Source organism: Mammaliicoccus fleurettii (genome assembly GCF_002018435.1).
Lineage (GTDB): Bacteria > Bacillota > Bacilli > Staphylococcales > Staphylococcaceae > Mammaliicoccus > Mammaliicoccus fleurettii.
On sequence record NZ_MWJM01000002.1, the window covers coordinates 230,165 to 249,098 of the forward strand.

Sequence of the window (18,934 nt, forward strand, 5' to 3'; positions counted from 1 at the left end):
CTTTTTTATTAATCTTCTTCAGCTTCAGCAAGCTCGATACTTCTTTTTACAGCAGCATTCAAACAATCTAAGAAAACAGCTTCGATATCATGATTACTTAAAGCATTTAATCCTGCTTGTGTTGTACCACCTTTAGATGTAATGTTTTTACGTAATTGATCCATTTTTAAATCTGAACGTTCGATCATTTTACCTGTACCAATAATTAATTCTTTTATAGACTCTTCAACTTGTGATTGTTCGATACCAAGTTTAGTACCAGCATTTACATATTGTTCAAATACGTGGTATAGAAATGCAGGACCACTACCTGTAATGGCAGTTACTTGATGTAAATGGTCTTCTTTTACTTCTAAAGCAGTACCAAATGCTTCGATAAGCGTTAATACTTCTTGTTTAGAATTTGGACCAAAGTTAGTTGAGAAGCTAATTCCTGTAACAGAATGCCCAACGTGTGCATTTGTATTCGGCATAATTCGTGCTATTGGATTTTCAACTTGCAAATTCTCTCTAATATAACTAATTGGTAAACCAGCCATAATTGAAATGAATTTGTTGTCTTTTGTGATGTAAGGTTTAATACGTTCAGCTAATTTTAAAAAGTCATAAGGCTTAGTACTTAAGAAAACATAATCAGCATCTTTTAATAATTCTTCATCATCATAGCTATAACTCACGCCTAATGTGTCATGATAACCTTCTAATTTTTCCAGATTAGATTTGTTTGTTAAAAAAATATTTTCAGGCTCAATTGATTTACTGTTTACTATTCCTGTAAAAATTGCATTTGCCATATTACCAGATCCATAAAAAACTATTTTCATAATAAAACCACTCACTTCCATAAGAATTCATTTTAATTATAAAGTAATTAAAACTTATGTCAAAAGTGCTTGTATATAATTTAGCAGTTAGAAAAATTTGTGATACATTAAATATAATAAGCAAAAAAGGATGATTGTATTGCTAGGTAAACATTATATGCTAACAGGAGCAACGGGTTCATTAGGAGAAAATATAATTCAAGCTCTCAATAAACATGGAGCATATGTATCAATAATTGTTAGAAACAAAGAAAAAGCAAATAAGTTAAAAGCTAAATATAAAAATATATTAGATGTATATATACTAAATATGAATGATTTAACTCAAATTGAATCTTTTATAGTATCAGAAAATATAAAATATGATGGCATTATTAATAATGCAGGGTTAGGTTATTTTAAATCAAACGAAGCGCATACTACTGAAGAAATTAAGGAAATATATAATATCAACCTCATAAATCTTATTATTTTAATAAATAAAATTATGCCTAATTTAAAAAGAGGTTCCTCAATAGTGAACATTTCGTCTATTTCTGCAAAGGTAACAACGCCATACGGAAGTCATTATGCGGCATCTAAAGCAGCTTTAAGTAGTTTTACGAACGCACTTAGATTAGAAAGAGAAGATTTGCATGTTCTAACAGTTCATCCGGGTCCATTTAAGTCTCAATTTCATTTAAAAGCGGATCCTACAGGAACATTTCAAAAACTTACAAAAAATATTCAACTTGATGTCGATGAATTAGCAGAAAATATTGTTAGAGGAATGATAAAAAAGAAAATAGAAATTAATGAACCACAGTGGATGGATTTTGGTTTGAGATTTTATCAATTAGCGCCAAGAACATTCGAAAAGATATTTAAAAAAGGGTTTTTAAGCAAAAAAATATAAAACACGCTCAATCCAAAATAAATGAATTTGGATTGAGCGTGTTTTGTTTGTCTTAAATTTTATGATAAGTGATTTGTATACTCTAGATTCTTAACGATTGCTCTTGCATGTTTGATTTCTTTTTCTGTTAATGATTGGTTATAGTTTTGAATACTATCTTTAAGTTGATCTGGTGAGCTTGCACCTGTAATAATTGACCCGAGTGCATTGAAAGACTTCAAATAATTGAAAGTGACTGCTGACAAATTATCATATTCTTTATTGAGCTGAGAAATCGTGTCTGAAAGATCATTATAATTGTATTCTAATAAACCATCTTTGAATTTTTTATTTAGTATTTCAGTGGATTTGCCTGTTAATAAACCTTTGGATACTGGGCCTCTCGCTAATATTTTTACATCATGTTGATCTATTTTTTCTAATAAATCTTCTGGTCTATTATCTAAAAGACTAAATTGCATCATGATTGACTCAATATTACTATTTTCTAAATAATAATCAATGACGTTTGGTCGGATAGAAGAAATACCATATGCTTTAATTAAACCTTCTTCTTTCAATCTTTCAAATGCTTCGATTGATTCGTCTTTATTATCTTCAATTGTACCACCATGTAACATATATAAATCTAATTGTTCAATGTTTAATCTTTGTAATGATGCTTTAATGCTATTCATTATATGCTCTTTAGAAGGATCCCAAAAGTGTTCTTTTGTTTCTTTGTTAAAATGATTTCCAACTTTCGAACCTATAACAATACCATTTTGATCTTGATATTTCTTTAAAATTTTTCCTACTATTTTTTCATTTTCACCGAAATCATATAAGTCTGCTGTATCAAAATAAGTGATACCTTGTTGAATGGCTTCATCTATAATTGTTTCAGCATGATTTGAATCTGTGCCTAAACTCATACAACCTAAGCCAACTTCTGAAATTTCAATGCCACTTTTTAATATATTTTTTTGCATATTGAAGCTCCTTTCGCTACACTTTATATATTAAGTTTAGCAGATAAATTATTTAAATGAAAAGAGGGGCACTTGAATGAAATTAACAGAAGAAACGATATCGAAAGAAAATATATATAATGGAAGAATTATCAACCTTGAAAAGCATAAAGTTAAATTACCAAATGGTAAAACAAGTGAACGTGAAATTGTTTTACATAATGGGGCAGTTTCAGTACTAGCAATAACACCAGAAAATGAAGTTATTGTTGTAGAGCAGTTTAGAAAAGCTATGGAGAAAACTTTGATTGAAATACCAGCCGGTAAATTAGAAGTTGGAGAAGAAAGAGAAAGTGCTGCTTTACGTGAATTAGAAGAAGAAACAGGTTATATAGCTGATAAATTAGAACTTATAGGTGAAGTTTATGGGTGCCCAGGATTTTGTAACGAAAAAGTGAGTATATATATCGCTAAAGATTTAACGGAAGGAAAAGTTAATTTAGACGAAGACGAATTTCTACACTTAAGTAAAATACCAGTAGAAAAAATTAAATCACTTTTATTGTCACAAGAGATTGAAGATGCTAAGACAATGATCGCATTTCAATACTTATTACTAAATTATAATCATTCTAAATAAAAGGGCATTTTCTCTTGCTTTTTAATCATATTATTGGTATTTTAGTATACGAATACAATTCTAATTGATAATGATTTTATTTAAGAAAGAAGGTGTCAAGTTGGAAGAACGTATACAACGTGTGAAAGAACAATTACACAAAGCTTCCTACAAACTAACGCCGCAAAGAGAAGCGACAGTTAGAGTACTACTTGAGAATGAAGCCGATCATTTAAGTGCGGAAGATGTTTACTTAAAAGTTAAAGATAAGGCACCTGAGATTGGATTAGCAACTGTTTATCGAACACTTGAACTTTTAGCTGAACTAAAAGTAGTTGATAAAATTAACTTTGGTGATGGCGTTGCAAGATTTGATTTGAGAAAAGAAGGTGCAAAACATTTCCATCATCATATGGTATGTATGGAATGTGGAGCAGTTGATGAAATTGAAGAAGATTTATTAGAAGACGTTGAACGTCGTGTTGAGAAAGAATTTAACTTTAAAATTTTGGACCATCGATTGACTTTCCATGGTGTTTGTCATAGATGTCGTGAAGAATAAATCTATATATTTTGACGTTACTAAAAGAAGTTACATACTGATTTTAGTGATGTCTTTTTTTATGGTAAAATAGTGACAATAACGAGGTGAGTATATGGATCAAATCATAAATGAATTCATAGATTTTATAAGATTAGAAAAAGGGTTAAGTCAAAATACAATTCAATCTTATAAACGAGATTTAACACAATATAATAAATATATAAATGAGCATAAAGTTAGTCACATTGATAATATAGACCGTATTGTTATTCAAAAATATTTTGCTCATTTAAAAGAAGAAGGAAAATCTTCTAAAACAATTGCTAGATTAGCAGCTACTATAAGAAGCTTTCACCAGTTTGCAATTAGAGAAAAGTATGCTGTAAAAGATCCAACAATTCTTATTGAAACACCGAAATACGAACAAAAACTTCCAGATGTCTTAAGTGAAGAAGAAGTTAACCAGTTACTTACATTTACGCATATCACAAACGAGAGAGACGAACGTGATAGAGCAATGCTTGAATTACTATATGGTACAGGCGTAAGGGTAACAGAGCTCATTCAATTAAAAGTAGAAGATGTAAATTTGACAATGGGTTTTATAAGAGTATTTGGTAAAGGGAATAAAGAAAGAATTGTACCTCTTGGTGATCATTTAATGGCTGTGTTGAAACGTTATATACAAGAAGTGAGACCGAATTTATTGAAGAAACAAATAACAGATGTATTATTTTTAAATGCTAGAGGTACAGCTTTAACTCGTCAAGGATTTTGGAAAATATTAAAAAAAATCGGATTTGAAAAAGGTATTACTAAAACTTTAACGCCACATACTTTACGGCATTCGTTTGCAACACATTTGTTAGAAAATGGAGCAGACCTTAGAGCTGTTCAAGAAATGTTAGGACACTCTGACATTTCAACAACTCAGCTCTACACACATATTTCTAAAAAACAAATAAGAGATATGTACTTGAATTACCATCCGAGAGCAAAAAAGGAGATTAAGCATGAAGAATAATAAATCACAAAATAATGAAACGAAAAAATATAGAACATTAGCTGTTCTATTAACTTTTGCAATAGTGTGGGGATTTGTTTATTGGTTATTTATAGTTTAGAATGACGTTGGTTGTAAGCTGAATTTCTGCTTTCTATAACTTCCGTACGGTCACGAAGCAGATGATGATGCTTAATATAATCTGATACATCTTTATTATAGTTAAAATCAAAGTCATCATAAGTACTTTCTAAAGCTTGGTAACATGCTTTAGTTAATGGAAGCTGTATATTGCGATATACTTTACCTTGATCAATTCGCATGATTTGCGACTTAATAATTGATACATAAGGTGTCTTTTCAATACCTAAGTGGTGAAATTCATCATTAGCCTCTGCGTTTTGCAAAGATTTTTTATATGTTTTAAGTGCGCCAGTAATATTTCCACGTCTATAGTGATAACAAGCAGTAGAAAATAATATTAAACTAACTATTGAGTCGTTTTTACTAAAATTCTCATATTCTTTCCAATGTTCTTCTAAAATATCGTGACATTCAAAGTAATGTCTTAAGACATGGAAATGATAATGAAATGACATAACTTGTGTTTCCATTTTAAATCCCTCTTAGCATAGAATCTTTATATGTAATCATGGTATAATAATTTTTAGGTTTATGCACGTAAAAGGAATAGAAATGAGGAAGTTTTAAATGTATGAAGTAAAACTTGATGCCTTTGAAGGACCTTTGGATTTATTACTTCATTTAATACAGAAATACGAAATTGATATTTATGATATACCAATGAAGGAACTTACAGAACAATATTTAAGTTATATACATCAAATGAAGATATTAGAAATTAATGTGGCAAGTGAGTATTTAGTTATGGCATCAGAATTGTTAATGATAAAAAGTAAATTATTATTGCCTACACAACCTTCTGACATTGATGAATTTGAAGATGATCCAAGGGAAGATTTAGTTAAACAGTTAATAGAATATCAAAATTATAAAGAATATGCAGAATTGTTAAATGTTAAAAAGAATGATAGAGAACATATATTTATTAAAAAACCTGCAGATTTGTCCAAATTTGAAGCGGTACACGATAAACGTGCACCATTAGATTTAGATATGACGGATTTAATTATTGCATATCAACGAACAAAGAGAAGACAGAGATTTAATAAACCACAGCATGTAACTGTGAGTGAAGATAGTTATACAATTGAGATGGCTACTGCAAATGTTAAAGATCAACTCTCGCGTTGTAAAAGTTTTAATTTTTTCGAAACTTTACCACCTGATTTGAATACAAATGTTTTAGTAACAATGTTTTTAGCAATATTAGAAATGATGAAATTAAGACAAATTGATGTTTTTCAACAATATCAATTTGGAGAAATAACTATAAATCGAGGCGTGAACTATGTCAGTGAGTAAATTAGGATTATTAGAAGGATTATTATATTCATTAGGTGATGAAGGAATTGAAACAAACCAATTATGCGAATTGCTGGAAATTACACCATCACAATTGAAAGATTTAGCCGCTGAATATGAAAGAGAAACATTGCAAATTATATTTTATGGTAACAAGTGTATTTTAACTGCTAAACCAGTTATGCATGCATATCTTGAAAAGTTAATGATAGACAATATGAATACTAAGTTATCGCAAGCAGCTTTAGAAACTTTATCAATTATTGCATATAATCAACCTGTTACAAGAAGTGATATTGAAGTAATTAGAGGCGTGAATTCCGACGCTTCTGTAAAAACATTAATTGCTAAAGGTGTAGTAGAATCAAAACATAATGAACAATCTAGAAGTCAATTACTTTATACAACTGATTACTTTTTAAATGTTTTTGGTCTTACTTCTTTAGACGATTTACCTAAATCAACGAACGAAGAAAATGAACAAGAAGAAATGGATTTGTTTTTTAGTAGCATGAATGAAAAACAAAATAATGAGGAGCAATAAATATGAGCGAAGAATTAGAAAGATTACAAAAAGTAATCGCAAAAAGTGGATATACTTCACGTAGAAAAGCTGAAAAATTAATCGAAGAAGGACTTGTATATGTCAATCATAAACAAGTTAAAGAACTAGGTACTAAAGTGAGAGATTCAGATTATATAGAAGTTGAAGGTATTCCTTTAGAAATGCCTGATAAATTATATATATTATTCCATAAACCAACAAAAGTAATCACAAGCGTATCTGATGATAAAGGTAGAACAGTTGTAACAGATTTTTTCAAAGAAATTAAAGCAAGAATTTTTCCTGTTGGTCGTTTAGATTATGATACTTCTGGATTACTAATTTTAACAAATGATGGGGAATTCACTAATTTAATGACACATCCTCGTTATAAAATTCAAAAAAAATATGTAGCGAAATTAAAAGGCTATTTATTGAGAGAAGAAGTTAAACAACTAGAAAAAGGGATACAACTTGAAGATGGTTTAACACAACCAGCAATCGTTAAAGTGAAAAGTCAGGATAAAGAACGCAATGTAACACATGTTGAAATTACGATTACTGAAGGTAGAAATCGACAAGTTAGAAGAATGTTTAGTCACTTTGGACATGAAGTTGTAAAACTATCACGAGTTGAATATGGACCTTTAAATTTAAAAGGGTTAAATGCAGGTCAAGGTAGAACAATGTCACCACATGAAATAAAAGTATTAAGACATTTAGCACAAGACGGTAAATAAACTGTAAACGTTCACAATAATGCCACTAATCTGCTTTTTAGTCATGATATACTATACAAAACACCATAACATTTTACATGTATGGTTTTTTTATTGTGTTAGGGAGGATAATAATAAATGAAGAAAAAACAGAAGACTATACTCCAAATTGTTATTACGGCGGTTATTCTTCTCGCAATTATATTTACAGTATGGTCTAGCCTTACTAAAGATAATGATAAAATTGCTCAAGTAGGAGATGAGGCTCCTCTATTTGAACTTGAAACTGTTGATGGAAAAAAAGTTAACTTAAAAGATTTTCGTGGAAAAGGCGTATTAATAAACTTCTGGGGAACATGGTGTGAACCTTGTAAACGCGAAATGCCTGAACTTGAAAGACAATACCAAAACTATAAAGATAACGGCGTAGAAGTCATTGCTATACATGTAAGAAATAATCCACAACAAATTAAACAATATTTAAGTTCATTAAAAGAAACACCATCATTTAATGTTGCGATGGATAATGATAATTTGGTCACTGATGCATATGGAGTAAACCCATTACCTACAACTATTACTGTTGATAAAGATGGTAAAGTTAAGTCTAAGCATACTGGTGAACTTTCTAAAAAACAAATCATCAAAGAAATGGAAATGGTCAAAGTGAAATAGAGGGGGATTTAAGGTGAGTAACAAGCAAATTATTTGTGAGTGTGGGCATAAAAACCCTGAAGGTACTCAACTCTGCTTAAACTGTGGTCGTTTAATAAATGACGACTACGATAAGAAAAAAACAACTGACGTTATGCGTTATGATGGCCAAGCAATACGTTCAAAGACTAAGAATAGAACAATTTTAGATCGTGTCTGGAATTTCTTTGCTTCAATTAAAACTGGGGTTACATTACTTATAATAACTGTTGTAGCAGCATCAATAGGTACTATATTCCCGCAAGAATATTTCATTCCTATGAATGTTAATCCAGAACAATATTATTATGAACATTACGGATCGTTAGGATTGTTATACTACAAATTAGGATTTCATAATTTATATACTTCATGGTGGTTTTTAATTTTACTTGGCTTAGTTGCCTTTTCAATTATTACATCTAGTATAGATAGAGGTATACCATTACATAAGTCTTTGAAAAATCAAAGAACAAAAAAACACAGCACATTTTATAAACGTCAAAGATTAAACATGTCTACTAGAAGTGAAGTTGACTTAGATAGTATTGGTAAATCATTTAAAGAAAAAAGATACAAAGTAAAACAAGAAGACAATCATTTGTTACTTGAAAAAGGTCGCTTATCTAGATATGGTCCTTACATTAATCATACAGGACTTATTATATTGTTATTTGGTGCTATGCTTAGATTTTTACCAGGCTTTTATTTAGATGAAATGGTTTATGTTAAAGAAGGTGAAACTAAACCTGTTCCTGGAACTGATAGAGCATATTATATAAAAAACAATGACTTTATATACGAAGAGTATGATCAAAAGTCTCAATCTAATACAAATGCGGAATCAATCGATCCAAGTTTAAATAAAATTGCTAAAAATTATGAGACTAAAGCTACGTTATACAAGAATGATCAACAAGATGTTATAGGTTCGAAAGCAAACTTAAAAGAAGTAGCTACAGATTCTATAAAAGTAAATCATCCATTAACATATGACAATTTGCAATTTTATCAAAGTAGCTTTGATAATTCTTTATTAAAAGATATGACTTTTAACTTAAAAACGAAAGACGGAAAATCTTTAGGTGAATCATTTACTGTTAATTTGGAAAGTCCTAAAAAGGAATATAAACTTACTGATGATTTAACAGTAAAATTAAGAAGTTATGCACCAGACTATGAAAAAATAGAAAATGGTGTATTAGCTACTAAATCACCAAATCCAAATAATCCTGCTTTTGTGTTTGAAGTTACTAAAAAGGGTGAGAAACCTGAATTTAGTTTCTTGAGAATTAAAGAATCAGAAGATATATCAAAAGGCAATCAATATGATGTGAAGTTCGCTAATGCTACGAATCAATGGGCAACTGTGTTAGCAGTTAAAAAAGATTTAACATTACCAATATTATTTACTGGATTTGTCATTTTCTTAATTGGCCTAGCAGTTGGTTCATATATTAATCACAGACGTATTTGGATTAATAGTGACAATGGTGAATTTAATATTGCAGCCCATACAAATAAGAATTACTATGGATTTAGTAAAGAGATCAATCAAGTATTAGATAAACATCAAATTTCACATATCAAAGATACAAAAGAAGATATTCACGAAAGCAAGGAGGCAAATAATGGATAAAGATTTATTTTTAAATATTAGTAATATTAGTTTATATTCGGCATTTATACTATATTTAATAGCAATTGTGCCATTTTCTTTTTCAGTTCGTTCATCTAAAAAAAGAGCTGAAAAAATTGGAATTATTTTAACAGTTGTTGGTTTCGTATTACAAATTATTTACTTTATTACGAGATGGATTGCTGCTGGTCATGCACCAGTTAGTAATATGTATGAATTTTTAACGATGTTTGGAATCATGATGGTAGGAGGATTCCTTGTTATTTATTCAATTTACAAAACACCAATTCTTGCACTATTCGTACTACCAATTGCAATGTTACTAATTGCATATGCAAGTATGTTTTCTAGAGATGTATCACCATTAATACCTGCATTACAATCTAGTTGGTTAGCAATACATGTAATCACAGTAACGATTTCTTACGGTATATTATCTATTAGTTGTGTTGCTGGTTTAATATATTTATTTGCAGCAGTTGATCCAAAAGAAAAAACGATACATAGCTTCTTTGTTGAAGTGATTATGTATTTCGTTGTAATCATTATAGGTTTTATTTTAACAACTGTAATCATGAAAGATATTGTTGGATATGATGACACATTCTTCTTTATTGATAAAAACGACAGTAATTCTGTACAACATTACCATTTACCTGCATTTGTGACACAGCAAGACAGCTTGCTTGTTGATCATGTTTCAGGAAGTGATTATGAACCAATTGAAAGAAATGATATATTGAGCTGGATTAAAATTGAATTACCAGCCGTAATCAATGCTCAGAAACTCAATACAGTAATATGGTCAATTGTGATTGGTTCTATTTTGTATGGTATACTGAGATTGATTTTAAAAGGAAAAACATTGTTCAGTCTAATGAAACCATTGACGAAAAAAGTCAATCTATCCTTAATGGATGAAATAGGATATCGAGCAGTTATAATAGGATTTCCTTTATTTGCTCTGGGTGGTATTTTATTCGCGAGCATATGGGCTCAAATGGCATGGAGTAGATATTGGGGATGGGATCCTAAAGAAGTATGGGCACTCATCACATTCTTGTACTATGCGATATTCCTACACTTAAGATTAGGTAAAGGTTGGGAAGGTCGCAAATCAGCATGGTTAGCTGTTGGTGGTCTTGCAATTATCCTATTTAATGTTATTGCAGTTAACTTAATTGTAGCTGGTTTACATTCTTATGCTTAAAAATTGCTAGAAGGGAGTTAAGCAAGTATGACAGATCGTATTTTAGTTGTAGATGATGAAGATAGAATTCGCAAGTTAGTAAAAATGTATCTTGAAAGAGAAGGTTATGAAACAGATGAAGCTGAAAATGGACAAATTGCGTTAGATAAAGCTTTAAACGAACATTATGACTGTATATTATTAGACTTAATGTTACCCGAAATAGATGGGATTGAAGTATGTAAAAGAGTTAGAGAAACAAAATCAACACCTATTATTATGCTTACTGCAAAAGGAGAAGAAAATAATAGAGTAGAAGGTTTTGAAATTGGAGCAGATGACTATATTGTAAAGCCATTTTCTCCAAGAGAAGTTGTATTACGTGTTAAAGCTCTGTTAAGACGTACAACTAATCATTCTGTTGTTAATCAGACAAGTACTGCTAAAGATTTAATTGTATTTGAAAATCTAGTGATTGATAATGACGCACATCGTGTGCTAGCTGATCACAAAGAAGTAAATTTAACGCCTAAAGAATATGAATTATTATTGTACTTAGCAAAATCACCAGATAAAGTATTTGATAGAGAACAACTTTTAAAAGAAGTATGGCATTATGAGTTCTACGGAGATTTAAGAACTGTTGATACTCATGTAAAAAGGTTACGAGAAAAGTTAAATCGCGTTTCAGAAGAAGCAGCTCAAATGATTCATACTGTTTGGGGCGTTGGCTATAAATTTGAGGTTCCTGAATAATGAATCGGTTAAATAGTGTTGTTGTAAAACTGTGGTTATCTATTATTTTAATAGTAACGACAGTTTTACTTTTATTAAGCGCCTTTCTTATAACTTTCTTACAATCATATAATACTTCAACAACCGGTGAAAACTTATACAATAATGCCAGTAAAATTGAACGTTTACTTCTTAACTCACATGAGAAGGAATCTGTAATTGATTATGCTAAAGAATTAGTAGAAGATCCTGCTGGACTGATTATAATTAAAAACAAACAAGATTTAACTAAACAATCAGAAGATCCACTAAAAGATGTCATGATTGATGAAATAAGAACAAATCAATCTTTTGATAAAGTTTTTAACAATGATGAACACGTTTTAAAAGAAATTAAACTATCATATAAAGGTGAAAAACATCAATACATCTTATTAGGTTATCCATCTCAAGCTTTCCAAGAAGATGAGGCAGGTATATTTTTATTTCAAGATATTAATTCCATAAAAGAAGCTCAAAACGTAGTAACACTTAGTATATTAGTCTCTGCAATTATATTGTTAATAGTCAGTACAGTATTTGCCTTTTTCTTATCTAATAGAATTACTAAGCCACTTATACAACTTAAACATGCAGCATTTAAAGTTGCAAAAGGACATTATACAGAGAAAGTTCCTATCTATACTCGTGATGAAATAGGTGAACTTGGATTAGCATTTAATAAAATGAGTAAAGATATAAGAACAAACATTGATGACGTTAAGTCAAAAAACAATATCCAAGAAAAATTGATTAATTCTATGATAGATGGCGTGCTCGGGATAAACGATAAAAATGAAATAATTATCTCAAATTCGAAAGCAGATACATTTTTACAGGAAATTAGAGAATATGCACATGTTGATATATCTACTCAAAGAAATGAAACATTTAAAGATAAAAACACTCAATTCTTTGAATACGAATTAGGTCATAAATATTATGTGGTTATATCAACATATATTGATAGCATTCAAAATGATGGTTCATCAGGAATTGTTGTTATTATTCGTGATATGACTGATGAACACCATATGGATCAAATGAAAAAAGACTTTATAGCGAGTGTTTCTCATGAGTTAAGAACACCTATTTCTATGCTACAAGGTTATACAGAAGCAATAGTTGATGGTATCGTGACAGAACAAAAAGATATAGATGATTTTCTTTATATCATTTTAGATGAATCTAAAAGATTGAGCAGATTAATTAATGAACTTTTAGAAGTTGCTAAAATGGATGCTGAAGGGATTAAAGTCAATTTAGAAGCATTTAATATTTCAACACTTATTAATAAAATTGACACTAAATTTTTACCACAAGCAAAAGAAAATGGACTAAATTTATCATTTGAACATCTTGGTGATGCTACAAATTGGTATGGTGATAGCGATAGAATCGAACAAATTTTAACAAATTTAATAGATAATGCTATGAGGTATACTCATCAGAACGATTCTATTGAAGTGATTTTTGATGATACACAAGAAGAAGACTTTGTTATTATTGTTAACGATACTGGAGTAGGTATTGCAAAAGAACACTTAGAGCAAATATTTGATCGATTTTATAAAGTGGATGCATCTCGTACGAGAGGTAAACATGGTACAGGACTTGGTTTATTTATTGTACAAAAGATTATTGATGCTCATGATGGCACAATTAATGTTAAAAGTGAAGAAGGTAAAGGAACTCAATTTACAATTACTTTACCGAAATAAAATGATTGTGAGTAATTTTGATGAAAATTGTTTAGTAATGTGCTAATATATGAATCATAAAAATAAAATTTAATAAAATTCATCTTCGGGGTTTGGTGTAATTCCATACCGGCGGTTATAGCCCGCGACCTGATACGTAAATATTTATGTATTGGCTGACTTAGTGAAAATCTAAGGCCGACAGTTAAAGTCTGGATGGGAGAAGATGGAGGAAAAATCTAGTTAATACTAGGTTTATTTAGCTATTGCTTTCCTCCTATTCTTACGAGATGAATAGGAGGAGTTTATATGTCTAACGATAACAAAACAAAGCGCTTACTCACTGTAAGTATGCTTATTGCAATTAGCTTTATTTTAATGTTTATAAAATTTCCATTGCCATTTTTACCGCCATATTTAACTATGGACTTTAGTGATGTACCAGTACTTGTTGCAACATTTGCTTTTGGTCCTGTATCGGGTATTTTGGTTGCATTATTCAAGAACGTATTGAACTTTTTAATTGTATCTCATGAACCTATAGGTAACACGGCAAACTTTCTAGCTTCAATCTGTTTAATTATACCAACATACTATTTTTACCGTATTAAAAAAAATAAATTGTTTATGGGCTATGGCTTATTAACAGGAACAATTTTAATGACGCTATTTATGAGTTTAATGAACTATTTTGTTTTATTACCTTTATATGGTCAAATTATGAATTTAGCAGACTTAACACATAATCTAAAATTAATTGTCTCAGCAGGGATCATCCCATTTAACTTAATAAAAGGTATTGTGATTTCTATTATATATATACTGGTATTTGATAAACTTAAAACGATTATAAAGTAAATGAAAATCCAATAGAACACCCAATCCAAAATTGATTGCAATGGATTGGGTGTTTTTTTATAATGTTATTAAATAAAAAAAGAGTAGAAACCATTTGTTCAATGAATTTCTACTCCCTTATGTGTAAAGATTGTTATATTCTAAAATCTTAATTTAATCTATATTATTCGAATTTAAGTGCGTCTCCGTCAAACGATTCATCTGCTATTTTAATTGAATCTGTAGGACAACCTTCGAAAGCATCTTCCATATCTTCGAGTAACTCTTCAGGAACAGCTTCGATTCCCTTATTGTCGTCTAATATTACGTAGGCGATTCCCTCGTCGTCATAATCATATATATCGGGGGCAGCTGCTCCACATGCACCACATGCGATACATGTATCCATATCTACTATTGTGTATTTAGCCAAAATTTTCGCCTCCTTTAAAAAACATGCTACACTTATTATACATACTTATTTTAGTGATAACACTTATATTTTTCAACATTTTTATATTAATTGAGGTGATTTATTTGAAAGAATTAATTTTGAAAGCCCTTTCTATGAAACATGAAAATAAAACGCATAAAAGTATTTATAATATTTTAATTGCAAAGAAAACACATCAGACCTATTTTGATGCTAGTATCGAGCATTTAAAATTATATTATGGATGTCTACCAAATTTAAAATACAATGATTTCGAAATGATAGTTGAGCAAGAACCAATAAAAAATCAAAATCCTATTGTAGGTAATTTTTTCTATCAACAAGCTATTCAAGCAGTAGGCACTATATTATTGTTAATACAAATGATTAGCCAGAGAAAACATGAGCATTTCTCTTACCAACCTATTATTAATGATAAAACAATTCAATTCAAAGCAAAAGAATTATACATATCTATTAACAATCATCAAGAAGAAGAATTTATAAAAGAAGTTAATCAATTATTTGAAGATATAGATCATTATTTTAGTGGAATTTATGTTCATTATTTATTAGCTGGGTATCGTGAAACACCTTATACTACAGAACAAATATCACAGATTGAAGAAATATCCATAATCGAATTAAAAGAACGCTTAGTCGAAGAATATCAGTTGATACAAATTACTATACAAAATCAAGAAAGATATCCAATTTTATCACAAATTAAATTTCAACCTAAATTACATCAGCAAACTTTGTCTACATATCAATTGTTAAATCAAACATACGATATCGAACAATTAGCTATTATGAAAAATGTTAAAACTCATACAATTCACGATCATATAATAGAAATGTATATTAAAGGCTATTTAACTGATATGAACAAGTACATAGATGACATTAAATATTCAAAATTTGTAAAAGTCTTTGAAGATAAACCAAATCAAAATTTGAAATATTATTATGAAACTTTAGGCGAATTTACTTATTTTGAAATTAAATTAATGTATGTTTGCTTTGCAATGGAGGGATTAAATGCTACAAGAAGAACTTAAAAAATATTTTGGATATGAAACATTTAGAAGTGGCCAACAAGAAACAGTTCAAAATATATTAGATGGTCACGATGTACTAAGTATCCTTTCAACAGGTGCTGGAAAAAGTTTGTGTTACCAACTACCAGCATATATCACGGGAGGTAGAGTACTGATAATATCACCTTTAATTTCATTAATGGATGATCAAGTTGTTCAAATGAAATTAAATGGAGAAAAGAATGCAGTCGCAATACATTCTGCTTTATCGATGGATGAGAAACAAGACATATTTAAACATTTAGAGAATTATCAATTTATATTTTGTAGTCCAGAATTTATTTATGAAGAGCATAACTTCAAACATTTTAAATCAATAAATTTTAAATATATTGTATTGGATGAAGCACATTGTCTGAGTGAGTGGGGATTTGATTTCCGACCACACTATGCATTGATTTCAAAAGTGACGCAACACTTTCTTCATTCTCAAGTTATTGCTTTAACTGCTACTTTAACCAAAAAAATGATAATTGACATTCAAGAAATAACAAAAAGACAATTTGAAATACATAAAGAAGGTTTAAATCGTTCAAATATTATGTATCATCATTTTAATTTTGAAAGTGAAGAAGAAAAAGATAAATTTTTATTAAATGAAATTAAAGAAACGGGACCAACAATAATTTATGTATCTTCCAAAAAAAAGTGTCATGAACTAGCTGATATGATTTATAAAGAAGGATATTTAACGGGTATTTATCATGGCGATTTAGATTATCAAGAGAGAACTACAGTTCAAACACAATTTATTAACAATGACATTAAGATAATCGTCGCAACGAGTGCTTTTGGAATGGGCATAAACAAACAAGATGTTAGAACAGTTATTCATTATCATTTACCAACTTCACCATCTAAATTTGTTCAAGAAGTTGGTAGAGCAGGTCGAGATGGAGAACAGTCACAAGCAATCAGTTTATTTACACCACGTGATTTACTTATACTTAACCATTTAGCTAATGATCATGGAATTGATATAGATATGCTTAATTTATATGAACAAGGGTATCAGTTAAATGAGGAGGTTACGATGAATATAAAGTTCCTTCTTGAGCTATATCCTATCAATAAATTAAAAGCTAAAATACAAGCTGAGCAAGATCAAAAAAGTTATGCATTTAATTACATGAAAAATTATGCTCAAATTGATAGTTGTAGAAGGCTTTATTTAATGCAATATTTTAACGAGAAAGTCATGCAAAATGAGAACTGCTGCGATAATTGTAACAATGCAAATTTAATAAAATTGCCTAATATTAAAGAAGTAAAGAGAAAAACAACATATCAAATTAGATTAAATGCAATATTTTAATAGGATTGCTTTACTTGATAAGTTGAACAGGGATATAATAAAGTGTAATTCAATATAATTGAAATCAATAAGTTAATGATGAGGTGAGTTTATTGTCTAAAGATAATTTTAAAGACGAATTTGAAAAGAGTCGTCAACCGATAGAACGACCTGAAGGCAAGGTAAAGAAAGAAGAAATAAACAACGAAGAGACGAACAATAATAGTCAATCTAATCGGAAAGAAGTAGAAGATTCAAAACAAGATAATAAGCAACAAAGTAAAAAAGAACAGCATTATCCTCCAAGAGGTGCATTAAGAAGACAACGAAGAAAAGAAGAAGCAAATAAACAGAGTTCAACTTCAGATACTCCGAAAGAACAAGAAACTAAAGAAGAACCTACAACATCTAATAAAGCTGCAGTTGGAGCAACTGGTGCAGATTCAGGCGTTTCAAATAATAATGTTAGTAAGAAACGTCCGAAAAAATCTTTAACTGACAAACCTGAACAACAACAGAAACCAGAAAATGATAAAAATAGCAAAAAAGGTGCTGCCGCTGCTGCCGGTGCAGGAGCAGTTGGAGCTGGAGTAGCAGCCTCAGCAAAAAATAAAGACAATCAAAATCAAGAAAAGCAAGATGATAATAAACATGCTGAAAATGATAAGTCTAGTAAGAAAAAAGGTGCTGCCGCAGCTGCTGGAACAGGTGCAGTTGGAGCAGGAGTAGCAGGTTCAGCAAAAAATAAAGACAATCAAAATCAAGAAAAGCAAGATGATAATAAACATGCTGAAAATGATAAGTCTAGTAAGAAAAAAGGTGCTGCCGCAGCTGCTGGAACAGGTGCAGTTGGAGCAGGAGTAGCAGCCTCAGCAAAAAATAAAGACAACAAAAATCAAAATAAACAAGATAGTAATAAACACGCTGAAAATGATAAGGCTGGTAAGAAAAAAGGTGCTGCCGCAGCTGCCGGTGCAGGAGTAGCTGGAGCTGGAGCTTCTGGTGGAGGAACGCCTCCTAATGGTGGTAACAACGGTCAAAGTGGTCATAATGGAGACGATGGTAATTCTAATAAATTTAAAAAAGCTTTAATACCTATTATTGCGGCTATTCTTATTTTAGGTGCCCTAGCTCTATTCCTTGGCATGTATTTAAATGGTGCAAATAAAGATAATGGTAAAGAGCTTGCTGAAAAAACTGAACAAACAAACAGTGATACTAAGAAAAAAGCAGATGAACAAACCGAAAAAGACCGAGCTAAAAAAGAAGATGAGAAAAAATCTGAAAACAATGATAAAAAATCAAGTGATTCAGATAAAGATAGTAACTCAAATGCTTCTAGTGATTCTGCAAACAATTCATCAAACAACACAAATGAAAGCAACACAAATGAAAACAATTCTGATGAACAAAATAACCAAGCTAATCAAGACCAAAGTCAAAACAGCGACAATAGTATGAATCAATACAACGAAAGTGCTGAAAATGAAGATGTACAAAATGCCGCACAAGATGCAGCAAATAATCAAGCAAATCAAAACACGCAAAATAATCAAAGTCAATCGCAAGAAGCTCATACAGTAACAGGAAAAGAAAACTTATACCGTATAGCTATTCAATATTATGGAAGTGGTTCACCTGAAAATGTAGAGAAAATTAGACAAGCAAATGGTATTTCTGGCAATGAAATATCACAAGGTCAGAACTTAGTAATACCATAGACATATACAA

Annotated in this window: 20 protein-coding genes and 1 riboswitch; of the genes, 16 read left to right on the top strand and 4 right to left on the bottom strand. The window is 30.1% G+C overall.

Translation table 11 applies throughout. The features are described 5' to 3' along the window. Nucleotides 1–8 precede the first annotated feature (8 nt). The gene (gene proC, locus B2G86_RS02675; RefSeq protein ID WP_078356599.1) at nt 9–824 is read right to left on the bottom strand and encodes a pyrroline-5-carboxylate reductase; all 816 of its coding nucleotides are present in this window, start codon (nt 822–824) and stop codon (nt 9–11) included. A 130-nt stretch (nt 825–954) separates the two neighbouring features. Between proC and B2G86_RS02680 the strand changes: the two genes are divergently transcribed. Further along, nucleotides 955–1,719: an SDR family NAD(P)-dependent oxidoreductase gene (locus B2G86_RS02680; RefSeq protein WP_241837732.1), complete on the top strand. Its 765-nt coding sequence runs from the start codon at nt 955–957 to the stop codon at nt 1,717–1,719. A gap of 59 nt (nt 1,720–1,778) precedes the next feature. Here B2G86_RS02680 and B2G86_RS02685 read toward each other — a convergent pair whose 3' ends face one another. Continuing rightward, a complete protein-coding gene (locus B2G86_RS02685) occupies nt 1,779–2,690 on the bottom strand; it encodes an aldo/keto reductase (RefSeq protein ID WP_078356601.1) in 912 nt (303 codons plus the stop codon). A gap of 76 nt (nt 2,691–2,766) precedes the next feature. Between B2G86_RS02685 and B2G86_RS02690 the strand changes: the two genes are divergently transcribed. The 3 genes from B2G86_RS02690 (at nt 2,767) to xerD (ending at nt 4,856) form a co-directional block, all read left to right on the top strand. Beyond that, nucleotides 2,767–3,309, top strand: coding sequence for an NUDIX hydrolase (locus B2G86_RS02690; RefSeq protein ID WP_078356602.1), 543 nt, complete (start codon nt 2,767–2,769; stop codon nt 3,307–3,309). A 100-nt stretch (nt 3,310–3,409) separates the two neighbouring features. Then, entirely contained in the window at nt 3,410–3,850 is a 441-nt protein-coding gene (fur, locus tag B2G86_RS02695) for a ferric iron uptake transcriptional regulator (protein ID WP_016912376.1), read from the top strand. Between the two features lie 94 nt (nt 3,851–3,944). Beyond that, nucleotides 3,945–4,856: a site-specific tyrosine recombinase XerD gene (gene xerD / locus B2G86_RS02700; protein WP_078356603.1), complete on the top strand. Its 912-nt coding sequence runs from the start codon at nt 3,945–3,947 to the stop codon at nt 4,854–4,856. Between the two features lie 89 nt (nt 4,857–4,945). On the opposite strand, the gene B2G86_RS02705 is transcribed toward xerD, so the two are convergent. Then, nucleotides 4,946–5,449, bottom strand: a complete 504-nt coding sequence (locus tag B2G86_RS02705) for a DUF309 domain-containing protein (protein ID WP_078356604.1) — start codon at nt 5,447–5,449, stop codon at nt 4,946–4,948. Between the two features lie 97 nt (nt 5,450–5,546). Here B2G86_RS02705 and B2G86_RS02710 point away from each other — a divergent pair, with 97 nt between their 5' ends. From B2G86_RS02710 to B2G86_RS02750, 9 genes are all read left to right on the top strand, one after another. Beyond that, nucleotides 5,547–6,281: a segregation and condensation protein A gene (locus B2G86_RS02710; RefSeq protein ID WP_078356605.1), complete on the top strand. Its 735-nt coding sequence runs from the start codon at nt 5,547–5,549 to the stop codon at nt 6,279–6,281. After that, on the top strand, nt 6,268–6,825 hold the full coding sequence (gene scpB / locus B2G86_RS02715) for an SMC-Scp complex subunit ScpB (protein WP_078356606.1): 558 nt from the start codon (nt 6,268–6,270) through the stop codon (nt 6,823–6,825). The genes B2G86_RS02710 and scpB overlap by 14 nt, the downstream gene beginning before the upstream one ends. A 2-nt stretch (nt 6,826–6,827) precedes the next feature. Next, nucleotides 6,828–7,565, top strand: coding sequence for a pseudouridine synthase (locus B2G86_RS02720; protein WP_078356607.1), 738 nt, complete (start codon nt 6,828–6,830; stop codon nt 7,563–7,565). Nucleotides 7,566–7,682: 117 nt separating this feature from the next. Then, on the top strand, nt 7,683–8,219 hold the full coding sequence (resA, locus tag B2G86_RS02725; protein WP_078356608.1) for a thiol-disulfide oxidoreductase ResA: 537 nt from the start codon (nt 7,683–7,685) through the stop codon (nt 8,217–8,219). Nucleotides 8,220–8,232: 13 nt separating this feature from the next. Then, nucleotides 8,233–9,876: a cytochrome c biogenesis protein ResB gene (gene resB / locus B2G86_RS02730; protein ID WP_078356609.1), complete on the top strand. Its 1,644-nt coding sequence runs from the start codon at nt 8,233–8,235 to the stop codon at nt 9,874–9,876. Continuing rightward, nucleotides 9,869–11,086, top strand: a complete 1,218-nt coding sequence (gene ccsB / locus B2G86_RS02735; RefSeq protein WP_078356610.1) for a c-type cytochrome biogenesis protein CcsB — start codon at nt 9,869–9,871, stop codon at nt 11,084–11,086. The genes resB and ccsB overlap by 8 nt, the downstream gene beginning before the upstream one ends. A gap of 27 nt (nt 11,087–11,113) precedes the next feature. Continuing rightward, complete coding sequence (locus B2G86_RS02740; protein ID WP_078356611.1) at nt 11,114–11,821, top strand: response regulator transcription factor; 708 nt, start codon at nt 11,114–11,116, stop codon at nt 11,819–11,821. After that, complete coding sequence (locus B2G86_RS02745; RefSeq protein WP_078356612.1) at nt 11,821–13,560, top strand: ATP-binding protein; 1,740 nt, start codon at nt 11,821–11,823, stop codon at nt 13,558–13,560. Before B2G86_RS02740 ends, B2G86_RS02745 begins: the two co-directional genes overlap by 1 nt. A 77-nt stretch (nt 13,561–13,637) precedes the next feature. Continuing rightward, nucleotides 13,638–13,771: riboswitch (FMN riboswitch) on the top strand. 77 nt (nt 13,772–13,848) lie between these two features. Continuing rightward, nucleotides 13,849–14,397 carry an ECF transporter S component gene (locus B2G86_RS02750; RefSeq protein ID WP_078356613.1) on the top strand — a complete coding sequence of 183 codons (549 nt, stop codon included), beginning with the start codon at nt 13,849–13,851 and terminating at the stop codon, nt 14,395–14,397. Nucleotides 14,398–14,560: 163 nt separating this feature from the next. Here B2G86_RS02750 and B2G86_RS02755 read toward each other — a convergent pair whose 3' ends face one another. Then, complete coding sequence (locus B2G86_RS02755; RefSeq protein ID WP_016913182.1) at nt 14,561–14,809, bottom strand: ferredoxin; 249 nt, start codon at nt 14,807–14,809, stop codon at nt 14,561–14,563. A gap of 104 nt (nt 14,810–14,913) precedes the next feature. On the opposite strand from B2G86_RS02755, the gene B2G86_RS02760 reads away from it, so the two are divergent. From B2G86_RS02760 to B2G86_RS02770, 3 genes are all read left to right on the top strand, one after another. Further along, nucleotides 14,914–15,870 carry a helix-turn-helix domain-containing protein gene (locus tag B2G86_RS02760; RefSeq protein ID WP_078356614.1) on the top strand — a complete coding sequence of 319 codons (957 nt, stop codon included), beginning with the start codon at nt 14,914–14,916 and terminating at the stop codon, nt 15,868–15,870. Further along, entirely contained in the window at nt 15,851–17,224 is a 1,374-nt protein-coding gene (locus tag B2G86_RS02765) for a RecQ family ATP-dependent DNA helicase (protein WP_078356615.1), read from the top strand. Before B2G86_RS02760 ends, B2G86_RS02765 begins: the two co-directional genes overlap by 20 nt. A gap of 92 nt (nt 17,225–17,316) precedes the next feature. Then, nucleotides 17,317–18,924, top strand: a complete 1,608-nt coding sequence (locus B2G86_RS02770; RefSeq protein ID WP_078356616.1) for a LysM peptidoglycan-binding domain-containing protein — start codon at nt 17,317–17,319, stop codon at nt 18,922–18,924. Nucleotides 18,925–18,934: the final 10 nt, after the last annotated feature.